Source organism: Streptomyces sp. Ncost-T10-10d (genome assembly GCF_900091955.1).
Taxonomy (GTDB): Bacteria; Actinomycetota; Actinomycetes; order Streptomycetales; family Streptomycetaceae; genus Streptomyces.
Genome location: NZ_FMDF01000100.1, coordinates 90,691 through 111,871, shown reverse-complemented (window position 1 = coordinate 111,871; position 21,181 = coordinate 90,691). Strand labels below are relative to the sequence as shown.

Genomic DNA, 21,181 nt, shown 5'->3' with positions numbered 1-21,181 from the left:
CCCGCCGTACAGGCCGCGGTTTCGTCGCCGACGTCCTGCACTACGGCGCGAAGCCGGACAACTCGGCCGACGCCGCCCCCGCGATCAACCGTGCCATCGCCGCTGCCGGAGAGCGTGGCGGTGGCACGGTGCTCATCCCCGCAGGCACGTACCGCATCGACGACATCATCCGGATCGGCCACAGCAATGTGGTGGTGCGCGGTGCGGGCAGCGGCCGCACCAAGCTGTACGCGACCAAGAGCCTCACCGAGCTGATCGGTGTGTACGGCAGCCGCTACGGCGGCGACAAGTCCAGCTGGTCGTGGGCCGGCGGCCTCATCTGGCTCTGCCCGAAGGACCGTTGGGCCTCGCTCACCGACGCGATCAAGGCCAAGTCCTGGCCTTTCGAGGGCTGGACCGGCAACAGGCGCGACGCGTGGCAGACCCTGACCACCGTCGCCCCCGCCGTCCGAGGCGCCCGGTCCATCACCGTCGAGTCCACGAAGAACCTGGAGCGCGGCGCACTCGTACTGCTCCGCCTCGCCGACGACGCCGACCACACGCTCCTGGAGCACATGGCGGGCGGCGGCCCCGGCCCCGAGGCGTACTACTGGGACGACAAGACCAAGCTGACCTCGTACATCCCCTACGAGTGGCCGGTTCGGGTCGCCTCCGTCCACGGCCGCAGGGTCACGCTGGAGCGCCCGCTTCCGCTCGACATCCGTCCCGAGTGGGACCCGCGCCTGACCACTCTCGCCGCCCCGCTCACCGGCTCCGGCGTCGAGGGTCTCACGCTCGAAGCGGTCGAGACCCCGCAGTCGCAGCATCTGCTCGACAAGGGCTACAACGGGGTCGCGTTCCAGTGCGCGTACGACTGCTGGGCCGACGACATCACCGTCCGCCATGTCGACAACGGCTTCGGGCTGATCGGCGCGTCCGCCTGCACCCTGCGCCGCACACGGGTCGAGGGCCGCGGCTCCCATCACCCGTACTACTGCCGCGAGGGCTCGCACGACAACCTCATCGAGGACTTCACCATCGCTCGGCGGACCGTCCCGGCGCCCGCCGGAACGCAGCTGCACGGCATCAACGTCGAGGGCCTGTCCAGCCACAACGTCTGGTCTCGCGGCGTGATGGAGATGGGGACGTTCGACTCCCACCGGGGCATGCCGTTCGCCAACGTCCGCACCGACATCACCGTGAACAACAACGGGCGTCACGGCGGCGACGCGAGCGCGGGGCCGCTCTTCGGCGCCCGCTTCACGCACTGGAACATCCGGGTCACCAACGGGCGGGCCGGCCTGATGCGGATCGACGGGCTGGCCCCGTACAGCGCGACGGTCGGCGTCAGCGAGGTGACGGAGTTCGACCAGATCGATGTCCCCGACTTCACCGGCGATCTGCACACCCGGCTGGAGGCGTACGGCGCACCGGAGGCGGTGTGGCCGCCGAACCTCCACGAGGCACAGCGGGCGCTGGCCGGCTGAGGGGGAGACGGCGCTGCGGTCAGTCCCGTGCCCGCAGTGCCGCTTCCACGTCGGCCAGTGCCGATTCGAGCTGCGGACCGACTTCCTTCCACACCCGATCGAGGTGCTCCTGGGGAACGCGGCGCGGAACGGTCTCCACCAGCATGATCAGGTAGAGGTAGCAGCGATAGAGCGCGAGCCGCAGCCGCACGGACGCGTCGAAGACCAACGGCTGCCCGCGCCCGCTCCCGTACCCGGCGAGGAAGTCCTCGTCCTCCTCCATGTCCGCGAACAGGGCGAGCGATACGAAGTCGGCGACCGGGTCGCCCCAGAACATCCGCTCACCGTCGATGATCCCGCCGATGGTGCGCGCGCCGGGCTCCCCGTCGACGAGCAGGTTGCCCGGCCAGAGGTCGAAGTGGACCAGGGCGGGCCGGGTGACGTCGTCGAGTACGGGCGAGGCGGCGGCGATCAGCGCGCGGATACCGACTGCAGGGCGCGGCAGCCGGGCACGGTAGGTGTCCGCGTCGGCGAGTACGGCGTCCGTCATCGTCGTGAACGCCTGCCGCCAGGTCGGGGCCAACGGGCCCAACGCCCGGGCCGGATAGCCGAATCCGCCGGAGCCCGTGACGGAGTGCAACCGGGCGACGGTGCGCCCCAGTTCGTTCCTGAGCCGACGCTCCTCGGCGTCGGACAGGACGCGATCGCCCGCGGCCCCGGCGATGTCGTACCAGGGCCGACCCGGGCAGGCCGACATGATCACGTACGGGCCGGTCGGGGCGTCCGGATCGAGTTCGCTGTGCAGGACGCGGGGGACTGCCGCCGACTCGCCCGCGCAGGTGTAGAACTCGACCTCGTTGGCCAGCAGATCGCGCTCGTAACTCATCAGGGTTCCCTCGGTCGTGGGCGGCGGTGTCTTCACCACCCAGTCGCTGCCGTCGGTGAGGGTCACCCGGGTGACGGCGTTGAACGTGCCTCCGGCGAGGGGCGCCACTGCGGCGATACGGTCCTCTGTCACGCCAACGGACCGGAGAACGTGCGCAGTTGTGTCATCTGGCTGCATGGGATGAATTGCCCTCTGTGTCGGTGTTCCATCCGGCTTGCGGCGAGACAGCGCTTTCACAGGATGATCACGGCGCCATCACGATCAGATCCCGTGCCCCGATTGATTGATCGTCAAACCATCTGTCGCTCATAGAGTGAGCAAAACCCGAACGCCCAGCTCAGAGAGACGGACCGGACCATGCGATCCACCGCCATACGCCGTACTGCTGTTGCCGCCACCGCGGTGTCCCTGGCCCTGCTCGCCACCGCCTGCGGCGGATCGGACTCCGGTTCCGGTGACAAGGGGGCGGATGCCAAGGGCAAGGAGTCCGCGGCCGCGAAGCCGGCCGCCAAGGAGCTGACCGCCGCCGAGCTGGAGAAGGCGGCGCTGGCCCAGGGCGACGTCAAGGGGCACAAGATCGCCAAGGCCGCGGCCAAGGACGTGATCTCCGTCGACGACATCAAGGTCGAGAAGGAGGTCTGCGCCCCGTTCGCCGACGCGCTGATGGGGGCGCAGGTCGGTGAGCCCGCGGCGTTCACCAAGCGGACGGTCGTCAGCGAGCCCAAGAAGGGCAGCATGGACGAGCAGGACGGCGCGGATGCCGAAGACGCGTTCAAGGCGGCGTTCGACATCACGACGACGCAGCTGGCCCTCGGCTCGTACGACGGCAAGGGCGCGGAGGAGTCGGTCGCCTCGCTGCGCACCGCCGCCACCGACTGCGCGGGCGGGTTCGACTTCACGGCCGCCGGTGAGAAGCAGAAGGTCAGCAAGATCACCGAGGAGCAGGTCAAGGGCGGGGAGGACGCGGCCGCCTGGACGGTGCAGGTGGAGCAGGGCGGCGAGAAGGTCCAGTTCAAGCTCGTGGCCATGCGTCAGGGCCCCTCGTTCGCCTCGTTCTCCTCGATGAACCTGGCCGCGATGGGCGGGGGCGAGGACTTCGAGCTGCCGACCGCGGTGGTCGAGGCCCAGGCCGCGAAGCTGGCGTAAGGGGCCGGGTGGGGCTCGCCCCGGGACATCCCCTCGGTTCGGTGATGGTTCAGGGCAGTGGGACGAGCCTCACCACGGTGACGATCAGGACGGACCCGGAGACGTAATAGAGCACGATCGCCCCGGCGACCGTCGCCTCGCGGCGGTCGTGCTCGCTCTTGACGGCCGATGACCCGTGCCCGTACGGGTCGAGGCCCAGGGTGCGCGCCATCTCGTCCCGGAAGACCTCGCTGCCACGCATCTTGGCCAGGGTGTCGTCGGCCGGCGGGGCGTAGGAGATGCGGAAGCTCAAGCGACGGTCCGCCTCTCGGCCTCGTCCTGCGCCAGCCGGTCCAGGATCTTCTCGGCCTCCGGATCGGGTACGGCCTCCAGCATCCAGTGCCGCATGACCGCCTGGATCTCGCTCACACCGGCGTCGTTGATGGCGCGGTCGAACTCCTCACGTCTCTCTTCGGGCAGGGTGGCCCGGATGTCCGGAATGCTGTTGGGCACGTCGACTTCGGCACCGCCGACGTAGGTCTTCAGGGGCTCGCCCATGATTGCTCTCCCCGCTCTCCTTGCTCTCTTCGCACGGCCCGCCCGGTCGGCTCCGCCCATGCGCGGGCCGGTGCTCGCGCCACGGTAGCGCCAGGGCGCACGGCCGACGCGGAGCCCACGCGATACGTTCGCCCCGTGACAGGAACATCGTGGGACATATTGCTTCTCGGTGGGGCGTCGGGCGTCGGCAAGAGCCGGGTCGCCGCGCAACTGGCGGCTGCGGCCAAGGGTTTCGTGGTCGAGTTCGACGACGTAGTGAGTGCCGTCGAGGCCATGACGGCGGCTGAACACCACCCCGCCCTCCACCACTTCGATGACATCCCCGACATCGCGCAACTCGCCACGGAGCAGGTGCTGGACCTCCAGATCGCCACCGCCAGGGCCCTGGAGCCCGCGGTGTCGGGAGTCGTACGCAACCGCCTGACCGTCGACGTCCCTGCCGTGATCGAGGGCGACTACCTCACCCCGGCCGCCGCTGCGGCGGCGATACACGAGGGCCGGGCGGCGGGCCGCCTCGTGCGGGCGGTGTTCCTGCACGAGGCGGACCCGGACCGGATCGCCGCCAACTACGCCTCCCGGGAGCCCGACAGCGGAGAACAGCGGCATCGGGCGCAGGTCAGCGCGGAGTACTCGCGGTGGCTCGGCGACCAGGCCCGCCTGCACGCTCTGCCGGTGGTCGCCTGCCGCCCGTGGGACACGCTGGCGGCGCGCATCGGACGGGCGTTGGGTGCGCAGGGAGCGGAGCGGGAGCTGTCATATCAGTTCAACTGGCCTACAGGGGCACCGGATCTGCCGGCGGTCTCTGCGTCGCCACACACCCCGATCGACCGTGGCTGACCGCTCGGTCCGGCACGGATCCGGCACGCACGGGCACGGAACCGGTTTCTCCGGAGCCGCGTCCAACGGCCGGAAGGGGGCGGGGCGTGACAGGTGAGAAAAGCGACAACCACCGCTGTGCGGCAGGTGATTCGGTCCGCGTGCGGCTCGTCGCGGTAGCGGCCATGTCCTTGCTGGCTGCCGGTTGCGGCATGGTGAACGATCCGGTCAAGGAACGCTGGGAGTCCAGAACCGAGTTTTCGCGTTGTGGCGAGGTGCGCCTGGATCAGGGTGAGGAAATGCAGAAGCAGGCAGTGCGGGAAATCGTCTGCCTCCGGCGAGCCCTCAAGAGCGGTGAGAGCGCAGAACTGAAGGTGACCCATCCCACCACGGAAGGAGACTTGATCCGCGAGTACTACCGCTTGACGCCGCAGGGCAGGCTTGAGATGTACACCGACAGCACGGACGACCAGTACTCGGACCAGAAGTGGTCGTTCGTCAAGTGCTACGCACCGGAATGGCTGGCTGAGATTTCCTGCGACCGATAACCGGGCCGACGACTCGCCGGGCGGCGGGCAGAGGTCTTGAAACGCCCAGTGCGGCAACGAGCCCCCTGCCTGCGGAGGAACCGCAGGCAGGGGGCTCGACCGAGCAGACCTGCTTCTTCTTGCCCCAGGTCTGGCAGGCTCGTGCTTCGCTCCTGGACAGATACAGCAGGACAGTTCGCCCGTCGGCCCACGGCTGAGCCTGCTGCTTCCCCGCCTGTGGATGAGTTGTTCGGCGTATGGGCGGTGCGGGAGGCGTCAGCTCTGTTCGCTGTGCAGTGCCTTGTGGACGGGTTGGCGGGCGCTGAGCCAGGCTGGGGCCGTGGTCAGCGCTGCGAGACCGAGCAGCGTCGCGGCGACCATGCCGACGGTCTGCCCGGAGGAGGGCAGGATCAGGGCATCGGGACCGGCCTGCAGGAGCGCGCACAGGCCCATGCCGGCCGGAACGCCGATCGCGGCCGCGGGCAGGGCCGGCAGCAACTGGGCTGAGATCAATCCGGTGGTGACCTGCCCCGGAGTGGCGCCCAGCGTGCGGGCGACGGCCAGGGGGCGTCGTGCGTCGAGGGCGGCGTTCCAGGCGGTGGCGGCGGCGCTGACCACGGCCAGTACGTTCAGGGCGACGATGACGCCCTGAACGATGTGGTTGGTCAGTACATCGCTCGGGTCGGGCAGGGTGGATGCGCCCAGGTCGAGCCGGAACGGCGGCTGGGCCTGGAACGTCAATGCCGCGAAGAGTCCGGTGGTGACGGTGAAGGTGCCCGCCGCGGTGAGGAGGGCACGGCGTGGTCGGCGGGCGGCGAGGCGCAGTCCGAGCATGAGCGGGATGGGCAGCCAGGCGGCGTGGCGGCCGAGCGCGGAGTACTGCCCAGGTGCGCGGGCCGGATCGGCGAGCCCGTGGGCAGTGGTGGTGCGGGCGGCCCGCCAGGCGGGACCGATCGTCGCGCCGGCGGAGATCGCGAGCGCGGTGACGGCGACGGCCGTGACGGTGCCTGCCGAGGGGGCGGCGAATGCCATGTCGAGCAGCCTGGCGCCGGGGTCGGTGAGCGCGGGCGCGAGCAGGCACCCCAGGGCCAGGCCGGCCGCGCCCGCGGCCAGGGCCAGGGCCAGGTACTCGGTCAACATCACCGCGGCTACCAGGCCGGGGGTGGCGCCGACCGCCTTGAACAGCCCGACCCTGCGGGTCTGTTCGGCCATGCGGCCCGCGACCAGAGCGCTCGCCCCGGCGAGGGCGAGGCTGATCAGGAGCCAACTGCCGACCGTGACGGCCTCGTGCACGATCCGTAAGCCGCGCCGGTCGTTCCGGGCGAGGTCCTGCCAGGTGCGCACGTTCGCCTGGACGGCCTGCACGGCCGGGGAGTTCACGAACGACTCGGCGTCCTGCGGCTCGGCCAGCTTCAGGTTCGCTGTGTAGGACAGCGGCAGCCGGGGTGAGGCGAGGCTGCGCAGGTCGGCCTGGGTGAGCCAGAGCAGGCCGGCGTTGAGGGAGGGGCCGCCTCCCTGAGGGGACCACTGGGCGCCCGGGTAGGGCTCGGCGGCGGCGGTGAGGGCGATGCCGGTGACCGTGAAGGTCCGCCCGGCGACGGTGAGGTGGTCTCCGGTGTGTAGTCCGAGGGCGAGGGCGAAGGCGCGTTCGACCACCGCTCCTCCGGGACGCACCCAGCTGCCTTGGGTCAGCTGCGGGTGGTCGATGACGTCCGGTGCCGTGGTGCGTCCCGCCACGACGGCCTGCACGGTCAGCCCGTGCGCCTGGACCATGGGGAAGGCGACGGGGTAGGGCCCGCTGTGCGTGACGACCCCCGGCATGCCGAACAGCGGAGCCAGGTCGTTCCGGGCGGTGTCACCGGTGCTGATCGGCATGGCCATCACGTCCGGTCCGTTGGTCGCGGCCCGGATCTGCGCGTAGGACTGTGCCGCCGCGTCGCGCAGCATCATCCCGAGCGCCATGGCGCCGCAGGCGGTGGTCACGGCCAGGAGCAGAGTCACGGACCGAAGCAGGTGGCGGCGCAGGCCGCGCAGGGCGAGGCGGGCTATCAGGGTGAGGCGGCCCATCGGTCACCCCTCCAGGTCGATCAACGAAGCGGCCGGCGTCCGGGCTTCCGCGAAGGTGGTGTCGTCGACGAAGGCTCCGTCGTGCATGGTGATCAGCCGGTCGGCGGTGGCGGCGATCCTCGGATCGTGCGTGACCATCACCAGCGTCTGCCCGGCAAGGCGCAGCTCCTCGAAGAGGCGGAGCACCTCACGCGTCGCCATGCTGTCCAGATTGCCGGTCGGCTCGTCGGCCAGGACGAGCGACGGCGTGTTGGCGAGCGCCCGTGCGATCGCGACCCGCTGGCGCTGTCCCCCGGACAGCGCCGACGGCAGGTGGCTCGCCCGGTCGCCCAACCCCACCTGTTCCAGCAGCTCGACGGCCCGGCGGCGGGCCCGGCGGCGTCCGCATCCGGCGAGCAGCGCTGGGAACTCCACGTTCTCCAAGGCGGACAGCTCGTCCACGAGATGGAACGATTGGAAGACGAAGCCGACGTGCCGACGGCGCAGTCGCGCCAGGACCCGTTCGCCGAGCACGTCCAGGCGGTGTCCGGCCAGCCAGATCTCCCCGAGGGTCGGACGGTCCATGCCGCCGAGAAGGTTCAGCAGTGTGGACTTACCGCAGCCGCTCGGGCCCATCACGGCCACGCTCTGGCCCACGCGGACCTCCAGATCGACGTCGTCGACCGCCCGCACCAGGCTTTCGGCCTCGCCATGCTCCCTGGACACCCTGCGCGCCTGCAGCAGCAAAGCGCCGCTCGATTCCCCGGTCATGCGTCCTCCCTGTTCCCACGCCACGTCCGCTCGCACGCCTCCAACCAGCGCAGATCCGCCTCCAGCCGCAGCACGACGCCCTCCAGCAGCAACGCGGACATCTGATCGCCGGGCCCGTCCACCCCCGCCCGCTGAGCGTCACGCAGCCGGCGCATCAACTCCCGGCGCTGCACAGCCACGAGATCCACCGGATCAGCCAGACCACTGGCCGCGGCGGCGACGAGCTTCAGGTGGAACCCGGCCAGATCCGGCTTCGGCCACCCCGCCTCGGCGAGCCACCGCGCTACGCGTTCCCGGCCGGCGGCTGTGGCCTCGTAGACCTTCCGGTCTGCCGGCCCCTCGGCATCCGTGCATGCCACAAGGCCGGCCTTTTCCAGCCTCGACAGCGTGACGTACACCTGGCCCGGATTCATCGCCGCACCCAGCGGCCCCAGCGCCGCCTGCAGCCGGGCACGCAGCGCATATCCGTGGGTCGGCTCCTTGGTCAGCATCGCCAGCAACGCGTCCTGCATCCCTTGCCTCTCCGCAACTGGCGGCTATGTCTAACGGTTATCCCCTGCTGCGTCAACCGGCTCCGAGGAGCAGCAGCTCACCGTCCAGGCGCAACGCTCTGTCTGCCTCATCGATGAAGCCGGCAACCAAGTGGGACTGGAGCGAGCCCGGGGATTTTCGAAGATCCTCAGCCGAGTACCTCGGCCACTCGGACCCTGGCCTGACGCTCCGCGTCCACGCGCACCTCATGCCCTCCAGCCGGGAGCGGACCGGCAGAGCCGTGTCTGACGTCTGTTCGAAGCGTCTGCACCCCGAACCGCGGGAGCCGCAGGTGGTCCGGCAGGATGCTCGGACCTGGTCACTTCGGGGAGGGGATCCATGGACTCGACGGATGGCGTCATCAAATTTGATCCACCTGGCCCCAACTGACCTGCGATCGGGCGGTCGTTGGTGGTCGTCGTCTGTCGTTGTCGGTCGTCCTCGGAGGTCCCGGGTTTGGCGCCCTGAGCCGCTAGTGGCTTGTCGCGTCGCTTGTCCGACGGGTCGCGTCACTGCCCCCGCACCCGACAACGCTGTGACCCGAATGGCGCAATATGACGTGCCACCCACATGGGTGGAGATCAAGCTGGCTAGTGCCCCGACCGAGGCAATCCGTGAAAGGGGAACCACATGCGCATTCGACGAATCCTCGCCGCCGTCATCGCCACGGCAGCCCTCGCCGGACTGGGCCTCACAGGCGCTGCCACCGCCACCGCACAGGGTGCCGCGTCTTACGTCACCCCTTCTGAATGCAAGCAGGGCGGCGGAATGCCCGATCTGGCGGACAACCTCTGCAAGGGCGGTATGCACGACGGGCAGAGGGTCGACTAAAGCCCCACAAGGCGCCCCGCAGCCACGCGCCGCGGGGCGCTCCCGCGCGAGCGTAGCCGGGAGAGTCGCAGGGACTGTACCGACCCGTCGGGCACGCCAGGTCCGAGTCGGCCCGGAAGCACGCGGCGGGCGGGAGCTCCCGAACGCCGTCGCGCGCGAGCGCAGCGAGCTGCCAAGGTTTGCGCGGCCGTAGGCCGCACCTTCGAGCGAGGTAGTCCTGAGCGGCAGGCTCGGCCGCGTATCGGTTCCTCATCTCGGCTGCCGGCTCCCGGCTCGTCATGATGAGCGAAGGGACGGACTGGCGCTCGCCTTCGAGGGCGCGCTCGCCCATGACGAGCGCCTGTTCCAAGTCGAGACGGCCGCCGACGAACTCGCCGCGCCCGGCGTGCGGAAAGCACTCGGGCAGGCACTTCGGCCGCCGCAAGATTCGCCGCGCTGAGGTCCCACAGTGGGCCCAGGCCGTGAAAATGCCCCCGCCCCACGCCGTACGCGCAGGTCGGGGGCATGATCACTTTTCTTACTTCTTCTTGCCCTGGTTCTTCACGGCCTCGATGGCGGCCTTCGCCGCGTCCGGGTCGAGGTACGTGCCGCCCGGCTTGATCGGGCGGAAGTCGGCGTCCAGCTCGTAGGAGAGCGGGATGCCGGTCGGGATGTTCAGGCCCGCGATGTCGGCGTCGGAGATGCCGTCGAGGTGCTTGACCAGGGCGCGGAGGCTGTTGCCGTGGGCGGCGACCAGGACCGTGCGGCCGGCCAGGAGGTCCGGGACGATGCCGTCGTACCAGTACGGCAGCATGCGGACGACGACGTCCTTGAGGCACTCGGTGCGCGGGCGCAGCTCCGGCGGGATCGTCGCGTAACGCGCGTCGTCGCTCTGGGAGAACTCGGTGCCGTCCTCGAGGGCGGGCGGCGGGGTGTCGTACGAGCGGCGCCAGAGCATGAACTGCTCCTCGCCGAACTCGGCGAGCGTCTGCGCCTTGTCCTTGCCCTGCAGGGCGCCGTAGTGGCGCTCGTTCAGCCGCCAGGAGCGGTGGACGGGGATCCAGTGGCGGTCCGCGGATTCCAGCGCGAGCTGCGCGGTGCGGATGGCGCGCTTCTGGAGGGAGGTGTGCAGGACATCGGGGAGCAGGCCGGCGTCCTTGAGCAGCTCACCGCCGCGGACTGCCTCCTTCTCGCCCTTCTCCGTGAGGTTGACGTCCACCCAACCGGTGAACAGGTTCTTCGCGTTCCATTCGCTCTCGCCGTGGCGGAGGAGGATCAGCTTGTACGGTGCGTCGGCCATGGGCCCGAGCGTAATCGAAGCCGTACGGGCGCTGCGCGGCCGGTCACAGGGCGGACAGGCGGGGCGGGTGAGGGGCCGGGGGCGTGACGATTGACGGCAGGCGTCAATTGACTGGCGGACCGGAATCCGGGATTCGTAATGTTCGGATTGCCGACGGGCCTCTTACCGTCGATGTTCGTTCCGTACTTCCCTGGGGGGATTCCGTATGTCTGTCGCCGGTCTCAGACGGGCCGCACGCGAATCCGTGTCCGGTCTCCCCAGGGAGTTCTGGTGGCTGTGGACCAGCACGCTGGTCAACCGCCTCGGGGCGTTCGTCGCCACCTTCATGGCGCTCTACCTGACCCTCGACCGGGGCTACTCCGCCTCGTACGCCGGTCTGGTCGCCGCGCTGCACGGGCTCGGCGGGGTCGTCTCCTCGCTCGGGGCGGGGGTGATGACCGACCGGCTGGGCCGCCGGCCCACCATGCTCATCGCGCAGACCTCGACCGCCGTGTCCGTGGCCGTGCTCGGGTTCATGGTCCATCCGGTGGCGATCGCGGCCGTCGCCTTCGTCGTCGGCATGGCCAGCAACGCCTCGCGGCCCGCCGTGCAGGCCATGATGGCCGACATCGTCCGGCCCGAGGACCGGGTGCGGGCCTTCTCGCTCAACTACTGGGCGATCAATCTCGGCTTCGCCGTCTCCTCGGCCGGGGCCGGGTTCGTCGCCGAGTACAGCTACCTCGCCGGGTTCCTCGGCGAGGCCGCGATGACGCTCGTCTGCGCCTTCGTCGTCTTCATGAAGGTGCCCGAGTCACGGCCGGAGAAGGCGGCGCCGACCGGCCATGCGGTCACCGGCGCCGACGAGGTCCGGCTCTCCACCGTGCTGCGCGACGGGCGGTTCATGAGCGTCGTCGGGCTGTCCTTCGTCATCGCCCTGATCTTCCAGCAGGGGTACGTGGGGCTGCCGGTGGCCATGGGGACGGACGGGTTCTCCAGCTCCGACTTCGGCACCGCCGTCGCCGTCAACGGTGTGCTGATCGTGGTGCTCCAGATCCCGGTCACCCGCTTCATCCAGCACCGCGATCCGCGCCGGCTGCTCATCGTCTCGTCGCTGCTGGCGGGCTACGGATTCGGGCTCACCGCGTTCGCCGGTTCGGTCGCCGTGTACGCGCTGACCATCTGCGTCTGGACGGTCGCCGAGATCGTCAACTCGCCCGTCCAGACCGGTCTGGTGGTCCGGCTCTCGCCCGCTCAGGGCCGGGGCCGCTACCAGGGCATGTACACGATGTCCTGGTCCGCGGCGGCGCTGGTCGCACCGCTGATGTCGGGTGTGGTGATCGACCGGTTCGGGGCGCAGTGGCTGTGGGGGACGTGTGCGGTGCTGGGCACCGGGGCCGCGCTCGGGTACTGGCTGCTGATGCGGAATCTGCCGGGGGAGGACGGTGCGGCCCCCGAGGGCAGCCGGGTGGCGGAGAGCGGCCGGACGGTGCCGGGAAGCGGCCGGGATGCGGGGGATGCCGTCCCGGTCGGTCCCGGGGCCGACGCCGATGCCGGGCGGGGGCCTGCCGTCTAGGAGACGCGCGGACGCCGCCCGACATCGCATCGGCACACGGAGGGCGCCCCGCGCGGAGCAGTCCGCTCCGCGCGGGGCGCCTTTCCGGCTCCGTGCAGGCCGGCCGGTCAGCCGCAGCAGCCACCGCACTGGCACGGGGCCCCGGACTGGCATCCGCATCCGCAGCCCGAGCCGCAGCCGCAGGCGCCGAGCACGGTCAGGTGCACCACTTCACCGGGTGCCTCCTGCTGGGGGTCGGTCATGGGGGAATCGGCCATGGTTCCTCCTCATTGCGCACGACAGGGCCGTACGCCACGACGACGCGCGTACGACCGGGGCGTACGGACAAGGCGTGCCGCCCCACCCCATTGCATGCCCAACCGGGCGGGCGCATCAACGGCGCACACGCGCAGAGACACATGTGCGACGGGACACGACGGCGTACGCCGCTACGCGCCCTCCACCGGTGTCTGCTGCTGGATCTCGTCGGCGTGCTCGCCCGTCACCAGGTAGACCACGCGCTTGGCGACCGACACCGCGTGGTCGGCGAAGCGCTCGTAGTAGCGGCCCAGCAGCGTCACGTCGACGGCCGTCTCGATGCCGTGCTTCCAGCGGTCGTCCATCAGGTGCTGGAACAGCGTGCGGTGCAGCAGGTCCATCTCGTCGTCGTCCTGCTCCAGCTGGAGCGCCAGATCGACGTCCTTGGTGATGATCACCTCGGCCGCCTTGGCCATCAGGCGCTGCGCCAGCTGCCCCATCTCCAGGATGGTGGCGTGCAGGTCGTGCGGTACCGCCGATTCCGGGAACCGCAGCCGGGCCAGCTTGGCGACATGCTGGGCGAGGTCGCCCGAGCGCTCCAGGTCGGCGCTCATTCGCAGCGAGGTGACCACGATCCGCAGATCGGTCGCCACGGGCTGCTGGCGCGCGAGCAGGGCGATGGCCCGCGCCTCCAGGTCGTGCTGGAGGTCGTCGACCTTCTGGTCCGCGGCGATCACGCTCTCCGCGAGCTTGAGATCGGCATCGAGCATGGACGTCGTCGCCCGGCCGATCGCCGACCCGACGAGCCGGGCCATCTCGACCAGTCCCTCGCCGATCGAGTCGAGTTCCTCGTGGTACGCGTCACGCATGGAAGTCCCTCTCCAGTCCTCACTAAGGCCGGGGCCAGGTTATGAACCCCACGCTGCCACCATGGGTGGCGTACGCGTCGGCTTCCGGCCGCCCAAGTGAACCAACCCTTGCTCCTCGGTGAACTCTGGGCGACGAGTGTTCGGATCCGCACTCGGATGGCTGGGAGAGTCCTCCCGGACCCGCATAACCTTGACGTATGGACGTGAACGCGGCAGTCGCCGCAGCTGCGGCGATCGGCGGTGCGTGTACCGGCGTGATCGCCATGCTGGCGTTCCGCTGGAGCGAGCGCGACCAGAAGAAGCCGACTCGAACCTCCCTGCGGCCCGACAGCAATGCCCCCCTGCCCCCCGGAGTGGACACGGTCCTGTCCGTGCTCAGCTCCTCCGCGGTCGTGCTCGACGAGAGCGACAGCGTGGTCAAGGCCAGCTCCGCCGCCTACGCGCTGGGCCTGGTCAGGGGCGGGCGGCTCGCCGTCGACGCGATGCTGACCATGGCCAGGGACACCCGCCGGGACGGTGAGATACGGCAGGTCGAACTGGACCTCCCCAGGCGCGGTACGGGCCGCGGCGAGGCCCTCGCGGTCTCCGCCCGGGTCGCCCCGCTGGGCTCCCGTCTGGTGCTCCTGCTGGTCGAGGACCTCACCGAGGCCCGCCGCATAGAAGCGGTACGGCGCGACTTCGTCGCCAACGTCAGCCATGAGCTCAAGACCCCGGTCGGCGCGCTCTCGCTGCTCTCCGAGGCCGTGTTGGACGCTTCCGACGACCCGGAGGCGGTGGAGCGGTTCGCGGGGCGGATGCAGATCGAGGCGACCCGGCTGACCAACCTCGTCCAGGAGATCATCGACCTCTCCCGGGTGCAGAACGACGACCCGCTGGAGGACGCCGAGCCGGTCCGGGTGGACGAGCTGGTGGCCGAGGCCATCGACCGCTGCCGCCAGCAGGCCGGCTCGAAGCAGATCACCATGGCAGCGGGCGGCACCGCGGAGCTCCGTATCTGGGGCAACCGCGGCCAGCTCGCAGCGGCGCTCGGCAACCTCGTCGAGAACGCCGTCAACTACAGCCCCGCCCGTACCCGAGTGGGCATCGCCGCCAGGCGACTGTCCGTACCCGGCGGGGACCAGATCGAGATAGCCGTGACCGACCAGGGCATCGGTATCTCGGAGAAGGACCGCGAGCGAGTCTTCGAACGCTTCTACCGCGTCGACCCGGCCCGCTCAAGGGCCACCGGTGGCACCGGCCTCGGCCTCGCCATCGTCAAGCACGTGGCCGCCTCGCACGGCGGGGAGGTCACGGTCTGGAGCTCGGAGGGCCAGGGCTCCACCTTCACCCTGCGGCTGCCCGAAGCGGGCGCCGTACGGGAACGGGACCGCAGCTCGGGCGGACCGCTCATCGTCAACGGCGACGAGGCCCATTACGGACCAGCTCACCCCGACACCCTTGAACCATTCCCTGCCCCGGAGGTCCTTCCGTGACCCGAGTGCTTGTCGTCGAGGATGAGGAATCCTTCAGCGACGCCCTGTCCTACATGCTCCGCAAGGAGGGCTTCGAGGTCGCCATCGCGGCCACGGGCCCGGACGGCCTTGACGAGTTCGAGCGCAACGGCGCCGACCTCGTGCTGCTCGACCTGATGCTGCCGGGCCTGCCCGGTACGGAGGTCTGCCGTCAGCTGCGCAGCCGTTCCAACGTCCCCGTGATCATGGTCACGGCCAAGGACAGCGAGATCGACAAGGTCGTCGGCCTGGAAATAGGGGCCGACGACTACGTCACCAAGCCGTTCTCCTCGCGGGAACTCGTCGCCCGCATCCGCGCGGTGCTGCGCCGCCGCGGCGAGCCGGAGGAGGTCACGCCGGCCGCGCTGGAGGCGGGCCCGGTCCGGATGGACGTGGACCGCCACGTCGTCACGGTCTCCGGCGGCAAGGTCGACCTCCCGCTCAAGGAGTTCGACCTGCTGGAGATGCTGCTGCGCAACGCGGGCCGGGTCCTGACCCGCATGCAGCTGATCGACCGGGTGTGGGGCGCGGACTACGTGGGCGACACCAAGACCCTCGACGTCCACGTCAAGCGTCTGCGCGCCAAGATCGAGCCCGACCCGGGTGCACCGCGCTACCTGGTGACGGTGCGGGGCCTGGGGTACAAGTTCGAGCCGTAAGCCGGCCCGTATGCGACGGCGGAGGGCGCTTCCTCTCGGGGGAGCGCCCTCCGCCGTCCGCGTACCTGCGTACGGTCAGCCGGTCTGCGCCGAGGCGGACGCGGAGTCGCTCGGGGCGACCGTGTCGCTGTCGGACTCCGACGTGCCCGGGGCGCCCGCGGCCGGCGAAGTGGTACCGGACGGCGTGGTGGAGGTCGCGGGCGACTGCGCCGGCGCCACCGGCAGCGAGCTCGGGCCGAAGCCCTGGAAGTAGCTGGTGGCCGGCACCACGAACGCGCCGAGCGAGATCTCACCGGTCGAGCTGAACTTGAAGACGACGGGCTGCACATTGCCGGCCTGCGCGGCTTCGCGGCCGTTCTCGATCACGGCGGACGCATTGCCGTCGCCGCCGAGAACCACCCTGCCGCCGGCCGGGACCACGACCGGTCCGGCGCCCTTGGCGGCGTGCAGCTTCACCGCGACGCTCGTGCCCGGCAGGGTGACGGAGTCCAGGGTCTGCTGCTTGGTGCCGCTGTTGAACAGCGTCGCGGAGACGACGGCCGGGCCCTCGGCGTTGCGCTCGGGCTGGGTGATGACGTTGGCGTTCTGGATGCTGATGTCACCGGAGGTGGTGGCAGCACTGTCCGGCCTGACCTTGAGCGTCGCGGCGTCATTGCCCGCACCGCACGCGGCGAGCGAGGCGATCGAGAACACGATGGCTGTGGCGGCGAGGGCGCCGTGTCGAAGGCTGCGGCTCACGGCGGCGGCAACTCCTTGAACGTTCGGACTGCGGACGGGGAGGGGCGGGCGACGTAAAGCCGCCCTAAGGGTGTGTCAGCGGCCTTAGGCTACCGAGCCGCCCGTCCCGCCCCGCACCCGACCCGCCCCTTCGCGCATCGGCACTTCCCGGGGCCGGTGCCGTTCGGTGTCCGCACCCGCCCGAGGTTTGCGGACCGGCGCATCCCGAAACAGGTCGACACGCGCCGTTCACATATCGCCGGTGATCAATTCATGGAGCGTGGCGCATTCCGCGCACATAACCGATCACATCGGAGGCTGATCAATTCCATTGATCCACCACACTTACATCCGTACGGGTGATCGATGCTCGAACAGAGTACGGAAAGTTCATCATCCGGAATCCGGCAAAACGGGACGTTCGACCACTTTGGAGAGGGGTTCGGATGTGTGTAACGTGCGCGTTTCACCTCGCCCGTACAGCCGCTCCGACCTGCGAATACCGTCCCCCGTGAGCCTTCCGCAGCACGTTCGTGTTGCTGTTGTCAAGCCCCGAGATATGCCCTGACCTGCGAAAACGCCATTCAGGAGAAGCTGTTCTCGTGTTACCCTTGATAGCCACGGAAGGGGTACCTGTCACATGACGTTCAAGGTTGGCGACACCGTGGTCTATCCCCATCACGGGGCCGCGCTGATCGAGGCTATCGAAACTCGCCAGATCAAAGGCGTGGACAAGACCTACTTGGTGCTCAAGGTCGCCCAGGGCGACTTGACGGTTCGTGTGCCGGCGGACAATGCGGAGTTCGTGGGTGTGCGCGACGTGGTCGGGCAGGAGGGGCTGGACCGGGTCTTCGAGGTGCTGCGTGCACCGTATGCCGAAGAGCCGACGAACTGGTCCCGGCGCTACAAGGCAAATCTGGAGAAGCTCGCGTCCGGCGATGTCATCAAGGTCGCCGAAGTCGTTCGCGACCTGTGGCGTCGTGAGCGCGAGCGTGGACTCTCCGCAGGTGAGAAGCGCATGCTCGCCAAGGCTCGCCAGATTCTGGTGAGTGAGCTCGCTCTCGCGGAGAACACGAACGAAGACAAGGCCGAGGCTCTGCTCGACGAGGTACTCGCGTCCTGAATCGGCTTGTGCCGGTCGTAAAAATGTGCCGCGGTGCCCGCTGACAACCGTATTCACGGTATGTCGTCGGGCGCTGCGGCATGTCCGGATTCGGCCACGGCGTGTCTGGATTACGTTCTGACTCACCGATGCGTTGGCTTCATCGGCGATCCCCCCGATACGTTGCTCGCGATCTTGTGTAGCCGATCCCGAGCGGCCGGTGCGGCTTGTCCGACTTCGACCGGGTGTCACGGAAAGGGCCCGGTCGAGTCATGGCATGGCGCCCGGCTCGCTTGTGGCCATACCCATGTCGGCTGTGGAAACAAACATGCCGAAGCTTCGGAGTGCAACCGATGTCTGATCAATCGCGTCCGTACCGCACCGCCGCCGTGATTCCCGCGGCCGGCCGCGGCGTACGGCTCGGCCCGGGCGCCCCCAAGGCGCTCCGCGCGCTGGGCGGGACGCCCATGCTCATCCATGCGGTACGGGCCATGGCGGCGTCCCGTTCCGTGTCCCTGGTCGTCGTCGTCGCGCCGCCGGACGGCGCCGCCGAGGTCAAGAACCTGCTCGACGAGCACGCCCTGCCCGAGCGCACCGACTACCTCGTCGTGCCCGGCGGCGAGACGCGGCAGGAGTCGGTGCGGCTCGGTCTCGACGCCCTGCCCGAGGGCGTCTGTGTCGTCCTCGTCCACGACGCGGCGCGCCCGCTGGTGCCCGTCGACACCGTCGACGCGGTGATCGAGGCGGTACGGGACGGGGCGCCCGCCGTCGTCCCCGCGCTGCCGCTCGCCGACACCGTCAAGGAGGTCGAGCCCGGCCCGCCGGGGGAGCCGGAGCCGGTCCTCGGCACACCCGTACGGGCCAGGCTGCGCGCCGTACAGACTCCGCAGGGCTTCGACCGCGACACGCTCGTACGCGCGCACAAGACGGTCGCCGTCGGCGGCGAGGGCGCCACGGACGACGCGGGCATGGTGGAGCAGCTCGGGGCGCCCGTCGTGGTCGTACCCGGTCACGAAGAGGCGTTCAAGGTGACCCGGCCGCTGGATCTGGTGCTGGCCGAGGCGGTACTCGCACGCAGGAGGGCGAACGATGGCTTCTGAGGAACGGACCGGGCCCGTGATCCCGCTCGTCGGGATCGGTACGGACATCCACGCCTTCGAAGAGGGCCGCGAGCTGTGGTGCGCGGGACTGCTGTGGGAGGGCGAGGGGCCCGGCCTGGCGGGGCACTCCGACGCCGATGTCGTCGCGCACGCCGCGTGCAACGCGCTCTTCTCGGCCGCCGGGCTCGGCGACCTCGGGCAGCACTTCGGCACGGGGCGGCCCGAGTGGTCCGGCGCCGCCGGGGTCACCCTGTTGACCGAGGCGGCGCGGATCGTACGGGCCGAGGGCTTCGAGATCGGCAATGTCGCCGTTCAGGTGGTCGGCGTACGGCCGAAGATCGGCAAGCGGCGCGACGAGGCGCAGAAGGTGCTGTCGGCCGCCGTGGGGGCGCCCGTCTCGCTTTCCGCCGCCACCTCCGACGGGCTCGGCTTCACCGGGCGGGCCGAGGGGCTCGCGGGGATCGCGACCGCGCTGGTCTACCGCGCGGGCTGATCTGTCCGGTGGGTGGGGGCGGGGCCCTCGCGCCGGTCCCCGTGCCTCCCGGCGTGCACGAATGCAGGAACGGGAAGCGGGGGCGGCGATGCGGGGTTGGGGTACGGGTAGAGGCACCATCGACCCCACTTGGAGGACGTACGCCATGACCGCCGCACTCTCCGCAGAACTGAAGGCGCTTCTCGACACGCCCGTCTTCGTCACCGTCGCCACCGTCCAGCCCGACGGCAGCCCCCAGGTCTCCCCGGTCTGGGTGAAGCGCGACGGCGACGATCTGCTCATCTCCACGACGGTCGGCCGCCGCAAGGAGCAGAACCTGAGCCGCGACCCGCGGGTCTCCGTCGTCGTGCAGCCCTTCGACGCGCCGTACACGTACGCCGAGATCCGCGGCACCGCCACGCTCACCACCGAGGGCGGCCAGGAGCTCATCGACGAGCTGTCGGTGAAGTACACCGGCAAGAAGTACGCGGAGTTCAACCCCGAGTCCGGTGCCGACGACGAGCGCGTGGTCGTCCGGATCACCCCGCGAAAGGTCGTCGGACGCATCTAGTGCTGCGACCGGAAAGGTTCACCGGCTCCTAGGAGGGTGCCCGGCCGGCACAAACTTTTCCCCGCGATCCCCAAGGGGTCGCGGGGCACTGGTGCGCGCCCACTACCCTTGAGGCGTGACTATTCGCCTGTACGACACCAGCGCCCGGCAGATCCGTGACTTCGTACCGCTCACAGCGGGCTGTGTCTCGATCTACCTCTGTGGCGCGACCGTCCAGGCCGCCCCGCACATCGGGCACATCCGGTCCGGGCTGAACTTCGACATCATGCGCCGCTGGTTCGCCTACCGCGGCTACGACGTCACGTTCATCCGGAACGTCACCGACATCGACGACAAGATCATCGCGAAGTCGGCCGAGCAGGGCCGCCCGTGGTGGTCCATCGGCTACGAGAACGAGCGGGCGTTCAACGCCGGCTACGACGCGCTCGGCTGCCTCCCGGTCACCTACGAACCCCGCGCGACCGGTCACATCACCGAGATGATCGAGATGATGCGGGGCCTGATCGAACGCGGTCACGCCTACGCGGCCGACGGCAACGTCTACTTCGACGTGAAGTCGTTCCCCGGCTATCTGGAGCTCTCCAACCAGGACCTGGACGACCTGCGCCAGCCGTCCGGCGAGGGCGAGACCGGCAAGCGTGACCAGCGCGACTTCGCGATGTGGAAGGCCACCCGGCCCGGCGAGCCCAGCTGGGAGGCCCCGTGGGGCCGCGGCCGGCCCGGCTGGCACCTGGAGTGCTCCGCCATGGCGCACAAGTACCTCGGCACCGCCTTCGACATCCACGGCGGCGGCATCGACCTGATCTTCCCGCACCACGAGAACGAGATCGCCCAGGCCAAGGCGTACGGCGACGAGTTCGCGAAGTACTGGGTGCACAACGGCTGGGTCACCATGTCCGGCGAGAAGATGTCGAAGTCGCTCGGCAACTCGGTGCTGGTCAGCGAGATGGTCAAGGCGTGGCGCCCCATCGTGCTGCGTTACTACCTCGGCACCCCGCACTACCGGTCGATGATCGAGTACAGCGAGGAGGCCCTGCGCGAGGCCGAGTCCGCGTTCGCCCGGATCGAGGGCTTCGTGCAGCGCGTCACCGAGAAGGCGGGCGAGACGGTCGAGCCCGCCACCGAGGTGCCGCCCGCCTTCGCCGAGGCGATGGACGACGACCTGGGCGTCCCGCAGGCGCTCGCGATCGTCCACACCACGGTCCGCCAGGGCAACTCAGCGCTCGCCGCCGACGACAAGGAAGCCGCCGTCGCCCGGCTCGCGGAGGTCCGCGCGATGCTCGGCGTCCTCGGCCTCGATCCGCTCGACGAGCACTGGGCGGGCGAGAGCGACCGCGGCGACGATCTGCACGGCGTCGTCGACACGCTCGTACGCCTCGTCCTGGACCAGCGCCAGTCGGCCCGCGAGCGCAAGGACTGGCCGGCCGCCGACGCGATTCGCGACCAGCTCAACCAGTCCGGACTCGTCATCGAGGACAGCCCGGCCGGACCACGGTGGACACTCGGCCCGCGCCAGTAGTCCCCCATGTGCCGCCCGGCGATCCGGGCGGCACACTTCACTTATACGTACGCACGTCTGAGAAGCAACGAAACAGGT

At 69.9% G+C, this 21,181-nt stretch carries 23 protein-coding genes and 1 pseudogene; 14 read left to right on the top strand and 10 right to left on the bottom strand.

The window, feature by feature from the left end; genetic code table 11:
* A partial coding sequence (locus tag GA0115254_RS15705) for a glycosyl hydrolase family 28-related protein (protein WP_093895899.1) occupies positions 1 to 1,466 on the top strand: 1,466 nt, incomplete at its 5' end.
* Between the two features lie 19 nt (positions 1,467 to 1,485).
* Here the strand turns inward: GA0115254_RS15705 and GA0115254_RS15700 are convergent.
* Positions 1,486 to 2,508: a phosphotransferase family protein gene (locus GA0115254_RS15700; RefSeq protein WP_093895898.1), complete on the bottom strand. Its 1,023-nt coding sequence runs from the start codon at positions 2,506 to 2,508 to the stop codon at positions 1,486 to 1,488.
* A gap of 180 nt (positions 2,509 to 2,688) precedes the next feature.
* Between GA0115254_RS15700 and GA0115254_RS15695 the strand changes: the two genes are divergently transcribed.
* Positions 2,689 to 3,477 carry a hypothetical protein gene (locus GA0115254_RS15695; RefSeq protein WP_093895897.1) on the top strand — a complete coding sequence of 263 codons (789 nt, stop codon included), beginning with the start codon at positions 2,689 to 2,691 and terminating at the stop codon, positions 3,475 to 3,477.
* A gap of 49 nt (positions 3,478 to 3,526) precedes the next feature.
* Here the strand turns inward: GA0115254_RS15695 and GA0115254_RS15690 are convergent, their stop codons facing one another.
* Both GA0115254_RS15690 and GA0115254_RS15685 read right to left on the bottom strand, forming a co-directional pair.
* Positions 3,527 to 3,769 (bottom strand): hypothetical protein, encoded by a 243-nt coding sequence (locus GA0115254_RS15690; protein ID WP_093895896.1) that lies wholly within the window; start codon positions 3,767 to 3,769, stop codon positions 3,527 to 3,529.
* The gene (locus GA0115254_RS15685; protein WP_093895895.1) at positions 3,766 to 4,014 is read right to left on the bottom strand and encodes a hypothetical protein; all 249 of its coding nucleotides are present in this window, start codon (positions 4,012 to 4,014) and stop codon (positions 3,766 to 3,768) included. Before GA0115254_RS15685 ends, GA0115254_RS15690 begins: the two co-directional genes overlap by 4 nt.
* Positions 4,015 to 4,149: 135 nt before the next feature.
* Between GA0115254_RS15685 and GA0115254_RS15680 the strand changes: the two genes are divergently transcribed.
* Positions 4,150 to 4,851 (top strand): AAA family ATPase, encoded by a 702-nt coding sequence (locus GA0115254_RS15680; RefSeq protein WP_176740140.1) that lies wholly within the window; start codon positions 4,150 to 4,152, stop codon positions 4,849 to 4,851.
* An 86-nt stretch (positions 4,852 to 4,937) separates the two neighbouring features.
* Positions 4,938 to 5,378 (top strand): hypothetical protein, encoded by a 441-nt coding sequence (locus tag GA0115254_RS15675; RefSeq protein WP_141720836.1) that lies wholly within the window; start codon positions 4,938 to 4,940, stop codon positions 5,376 to 5,378.
* A 255-nt stretch (positions 5,379 to 5,633) separates the two neighbouring features.
* Here the strand turns inward: GA0115254_RS15675 and GA0115254_RS15670 are convergent, their stop codons facing one another.
* Genes GA0115254_RS15670 through GA0115254_RS15660 form a run of 3 tightly spaced genes read right to left on the bottom strand, consistent with a single transcriptional unit; the run spans position 5,634 to position 8,686 of the window.
* On the bottom strand, positions 5,634 to 7,424 hold the full coding sequence (locus tag GA0115254_RS15670; protein WP_093895893.1) for an ABC transporter permease: 1,791 nt from the start codon (positions 7,422 to 7,424) through the stop codon (positions 5,634 to 5,636).
* A gap of 3 nt (positions 7,425 to 7,427) precedes the next feature.
* Positions 7,428 to 8,174 carry an ABC transporter ATP-binding protein gene (locus tag GA0115254_RS15665; protein WP_093895892.1) on the bottom strand — a complete coding sequence of 249 codons (747 nt, stop codon included), beginning with the start codon at positions 8,172 to 8,174 and terminating at the stop codon, positions 7,428 to 7,430.
* Entirely contained in the window at positions 8,171 to 8,686 is a 516-nt protein-coding gene (locus tag GA0115254_RS15660; RefSeq protein WP_093895891.1) for a PadR family transcriptional regulator, read from the bottom strand. The genes GA0115254_RS15665 and GA0115254_RS15660 overlap by 4 nt, the downstream gene beginning before the upstream one ends.
* Positions 8,687 to 8,853: 167 nt before the next feature.
* Between GA0115254_RS15660 and GA0115254_RS46085 the strand changes: the two are divergent.
* A pseudogene (locus tag GA0115254_RS46085) lies at positions 8,854 to 8,958 on the top strand (integrase); the annotation flags it as partial.
* A gap of 377 nt (positions 8,959 to 9,335) precedes the next feature.
* The gene (locus GA0115254_RS15655) at positions 9,336 to 9,536 is read left to right on the top strand and encodes a hypothetical protein (protein ID WP_093895890.1); all 201 of its coding nucleotides are present in this window, start codon (positions 9,336 to 9,338) and stop codon (positions 9,534 to 9,536) included.
* A gap of 517 nt (positions 9,537 to 10,053) precedes the next feature.
* Here the strand turns inward: GA0115254_RS15655 and GA0115254_RS15645 are convergent.
* Complete coding sequence (locus GA0115254_RS15645; RefSeq protein WP_093895888.1) at positions 10,054 to 10,815, bottom strand: phosphoglyceromutase; 762 nt, start codon at positions 10,813 to 10,815, stop codon at positions 10,054 to 10,056.
* A gap of 205 nt (positions 10,816 to 11,020) precedes the next feature.
* Between GA0115254_RS15645 and GA0115254_RS15640 the strand changes: the two genes are divergently transcribed.
* Positions 11,021 to 12,367: an MDR family MFS transporter gene (locus GA0115254_RS15640; protein ID WP_093895887.1), complete on the top strand. Its 1,347-nt coding sequence runs from the start codon at positions 11,021 to 11,023 to the stop codon at positions 12,365 to 12,367.
* A 107-nt stretch (positions 12,368 to 12,474) separates the two neighbouring features.
* On the opposite strand, the gene GA0115254_RS44490 is transcribed toward GA0115254_RS15640, so the two are convergent.
* Together GA0115254_RS44490 and phoU are read right to left on the bottom strand one after the other, a co-directional pair.
* Entirely contained in the window at positions 12,475 to 12,624 is a 150-nt protein-coding gene (locus tag GA0115254_RS44490; protein WP_176740139.1) for a hypothetical protein, read from the bottom strand.
* 171 nt (positions 12,625 to 12,795) lie between these two features.
* Positions 12,796 to 13,473 carry a phosphate signaling complex protein PhoU gene (gene phoU, locus GA0115254_RS15635; RefSeq protein WP_093895886.1) on the bottom strand — a complete coding sequence of 226 codons (678 nt, stop codon included), beginning with the start codon at positions 13,471 to 13,473 and terminating at the stop codon, positions 12,796 to 12,798.
* A gap of 197 nt (positions 13,474 to 13,670) precedes the next feature.
* Between phoU and GA0115254_RS15630 the strand changes: the two genes are divergently transcribed.
* Entirely contained in the window at positions 13,671 to 14,945 is a 1,275-nt protein-coding gene (locus tag GA0115254_RS15630) for a two-component system sensor histidine kinase PhoR (protein ID WP_093895885.1), read from the top strand.
* Positions 14,942 to 15,622, top strand: coding sequence for a two-component system response regulator PhoP (locus GA0115254_RS15625; protein ID WP_003968183.1), 681 nt, complete (start codon positions 14,942 to 14,944; stop codon positions 15,620 to 15,622). Before GA0115254_RS15630 ends, GA0115254_RS15625 begins: the two co-directional genes overlap by 4 nt.
* 75 nt (positions 15,623 to 15,697) lie before the next feature.
* Here the strand turns inward: GA0115254_RS15625 and GA0115254_RS15620 are convergent, their stop codons facing one another.
* Positions 15,698 to 16,360, bottom strand: coding sequence for a copper chaperone PCu(A)C domain-containing protein (locus GA0115254_RS15620; RefSeq protein WP_093895884.1), 663 nt, complete (start codon positions 16,358 to 16,360; stop codon positions 15,698 to 15,700).
* A gap of 619 nt (positions 16,361 to 16,979) precedes the next feature.
* Between GA0115254_RS15620 and GA0115254_RS15610 the strand changes: the two genes are divergently transcribed.
* From GA0115254_RS15610 to cysS, 5 genes are all read left to right on the top strand, one after another.
* A complete protein-coding gene (locus GA0115254_RS15610; protein ID WP_006380568.1) occupies positions 16,980 to 17,462 on the top strand; it encodes a CarD family transcriptional regulator in 483 nt (160 codons plus the stop codon).
* Between the two features lie 332 nt (positions 17,463 to 17,794).
* Positions 17,795 to 18,541: a 2-C-methyl-D-erythritol 4-phosphate cytidylyltransferase gene (gene ispD, locus GA0115254_RS15605; protein WP_093895882.1), complete on the top strand. Its 747-nt coding sequence runs from the start codon at positions 17,795 to 17,797 to the stop codon at positions 18,539 to 18,541.
* Positions 18,531 to 19,034 (top strand): 2-C-methyl-D-erythritol 2,4-cyclodiphosphate synthase, encoded by a 504-nt coding sequence (gene ispF, locus GA0115254_RS15600; protein WP_093895881.1) that lies wholly within the window; start codon positions 18,531 to 18,533, stop codon positions 19,032 to 19,034. Before ispD ends, ispF begins: the two co-directional genes overlap by 11 nt.
* Before the next feature lie 145 nt (positions 19,035 to 19,179).
* Positions 19,180 to 19,584 (top strand): PPOX class F420-dependent oxidoreductase, encoded by a 405-nt coding sequence (locus GA0115254_RS15595; RefSeq protein ID WP_093895880.1) that lies wholly within the window; start codon positions 19,180 to 19,182, stop codon positions 19,582 to 19,584.
* A 115-nt stretch (positions 19,585 to 19,699) separates the two neighbouring features.
* On the top strand, positions 19,700 to 21,103 hold the full coding sequence (gene cysS, locus GA0115254_RS15590; protein ID WP_093895879.1) for a cysteine--tRNA ligase: 1,404 nt from the start codon (positions 19,700 to 19,702) through the stop codon (positions 21,101 to 21,103).
* The last annotated feature ends 78 nt before the right edge of the window (positions 21,104 to 21,181 follow it).

Excerpts from the sequence above, each read along its gene's own strand:
- GA0115254_RS15700 (WP_093895898.1), bottom strand. The coding sequence starts at position 2,508 with ATGCAGCCAGATGACACAACTGCGCACGTTCTCCGGTCCGTTGGCGTG.
- GA0115254_RS15695 (WP_093895897.1), top strand. The coding sequence starts at position 2,689 with ATGCGATCCACCGCCATACGCCGTACTGCTGTTGCCGCCACCGCGGTG.
- GA0115254_RS15685 (WP_093895895.1), bottom strand. The coding sequence starts at position 4,014 with ATGGGCGAGCCCCTGAAGACCTACGTCGGCGGTGCCGAAGTCGACGTG.
- GA0115254_RS15670 (WP_093895893.1), bottom strand. The coding sequence starts at position 7,424 with ATGGGCCGCCTCACCCTGATAGCCCGCCTCGCCCTGCGCGGCCTGCGC.
- GA0115254_RS15665 (WP_093895892.1), bottom strand. The coding sequence starts at position 8,174 with ATGACCGGGGAATCGAGCGGCGCTTTGCTGCTGCAGGCGCGCAGGGTG.
- GA0115254_RS15660 (WP_093895891.1), bottom strand. The coding sequence starts at position 8,686 with ATGCAGGACGCGTTGCTGGCGATGCTGACCAAGGAGCCGACCCACGGA.
- GA0115254_RS15655 (WP_093895890.1), top strand. The coding sequence starts at position 9,336 with ATGCGCATTCGACGAATCCTCGCCGCCGTCATCGCCACGGCAGCCCTC.
- GA0115254_RS15645 (WP_093895888.1), bottom strand. The coding sequence starts at position 10,815 with ATGGCCGACGCACCGTACAAGCTGATCCTCCTCCGCCACGGCGAGAGC.
- GA0115254_RS15640 (WP_093895887.1), top strand. The coding sequence starts at position 11,021 with ATGTCTGTCGCCGGTCTCAGACGGGCCGCACGCGAATCCGTGTCCGGT.
- GA0115254_RS44490 (WP_176740139.1), bottom strand. The coding sequence starts at position 12,624 with ATGGCCGATTCCCCCATGACCGACCCCCAGCAGGAGGCACCCGGTGAA.
- phoU (WP_093895886.1), bottom strand. The coding sequence starts at position 13,473 with ATGCGTGACGCGTACCACGAGGAACTCGACTCGATCGGCGAGGGACTG.
- GA0115254_RS15630 (WP_093895885.1), top strand. The coding sequence starts at position 13,671 with ATGGACGTGAACGCGGCAGTCGCCGCAGCTGCGGCGATCGGCGGTGCG.
- GA0115254_RS15610 (WP_006380568.1), top strand. The coding sequence starts at position 16,980 with ATGACGTTCAAGGTTGGCGACACCGTGGTCTATCCCCATCACGGGGCC.
- ispD (WP_093895882.1), top strand. The coding sequence starts at position 17,795 with ATGTCTGATCAATCGCGTCCGTACCGCACCGCCGCCGTGATTCCCGCG.
- ispF (WP_093895881.1), top strand. The coding sequence starts at position 18,531 with ATGGCTTCTGAGGAACGGACCGGGCCCGTGATCCCGCTCGTCGGGATC.
- GA0115254_RS15595 (WP_093895880.1), top strand. The coding sequence starts at position 19,180 with ATGACCGCCGCACTCTCCGCAGAACTGAAGGCGCTTCTCGACACGCCC.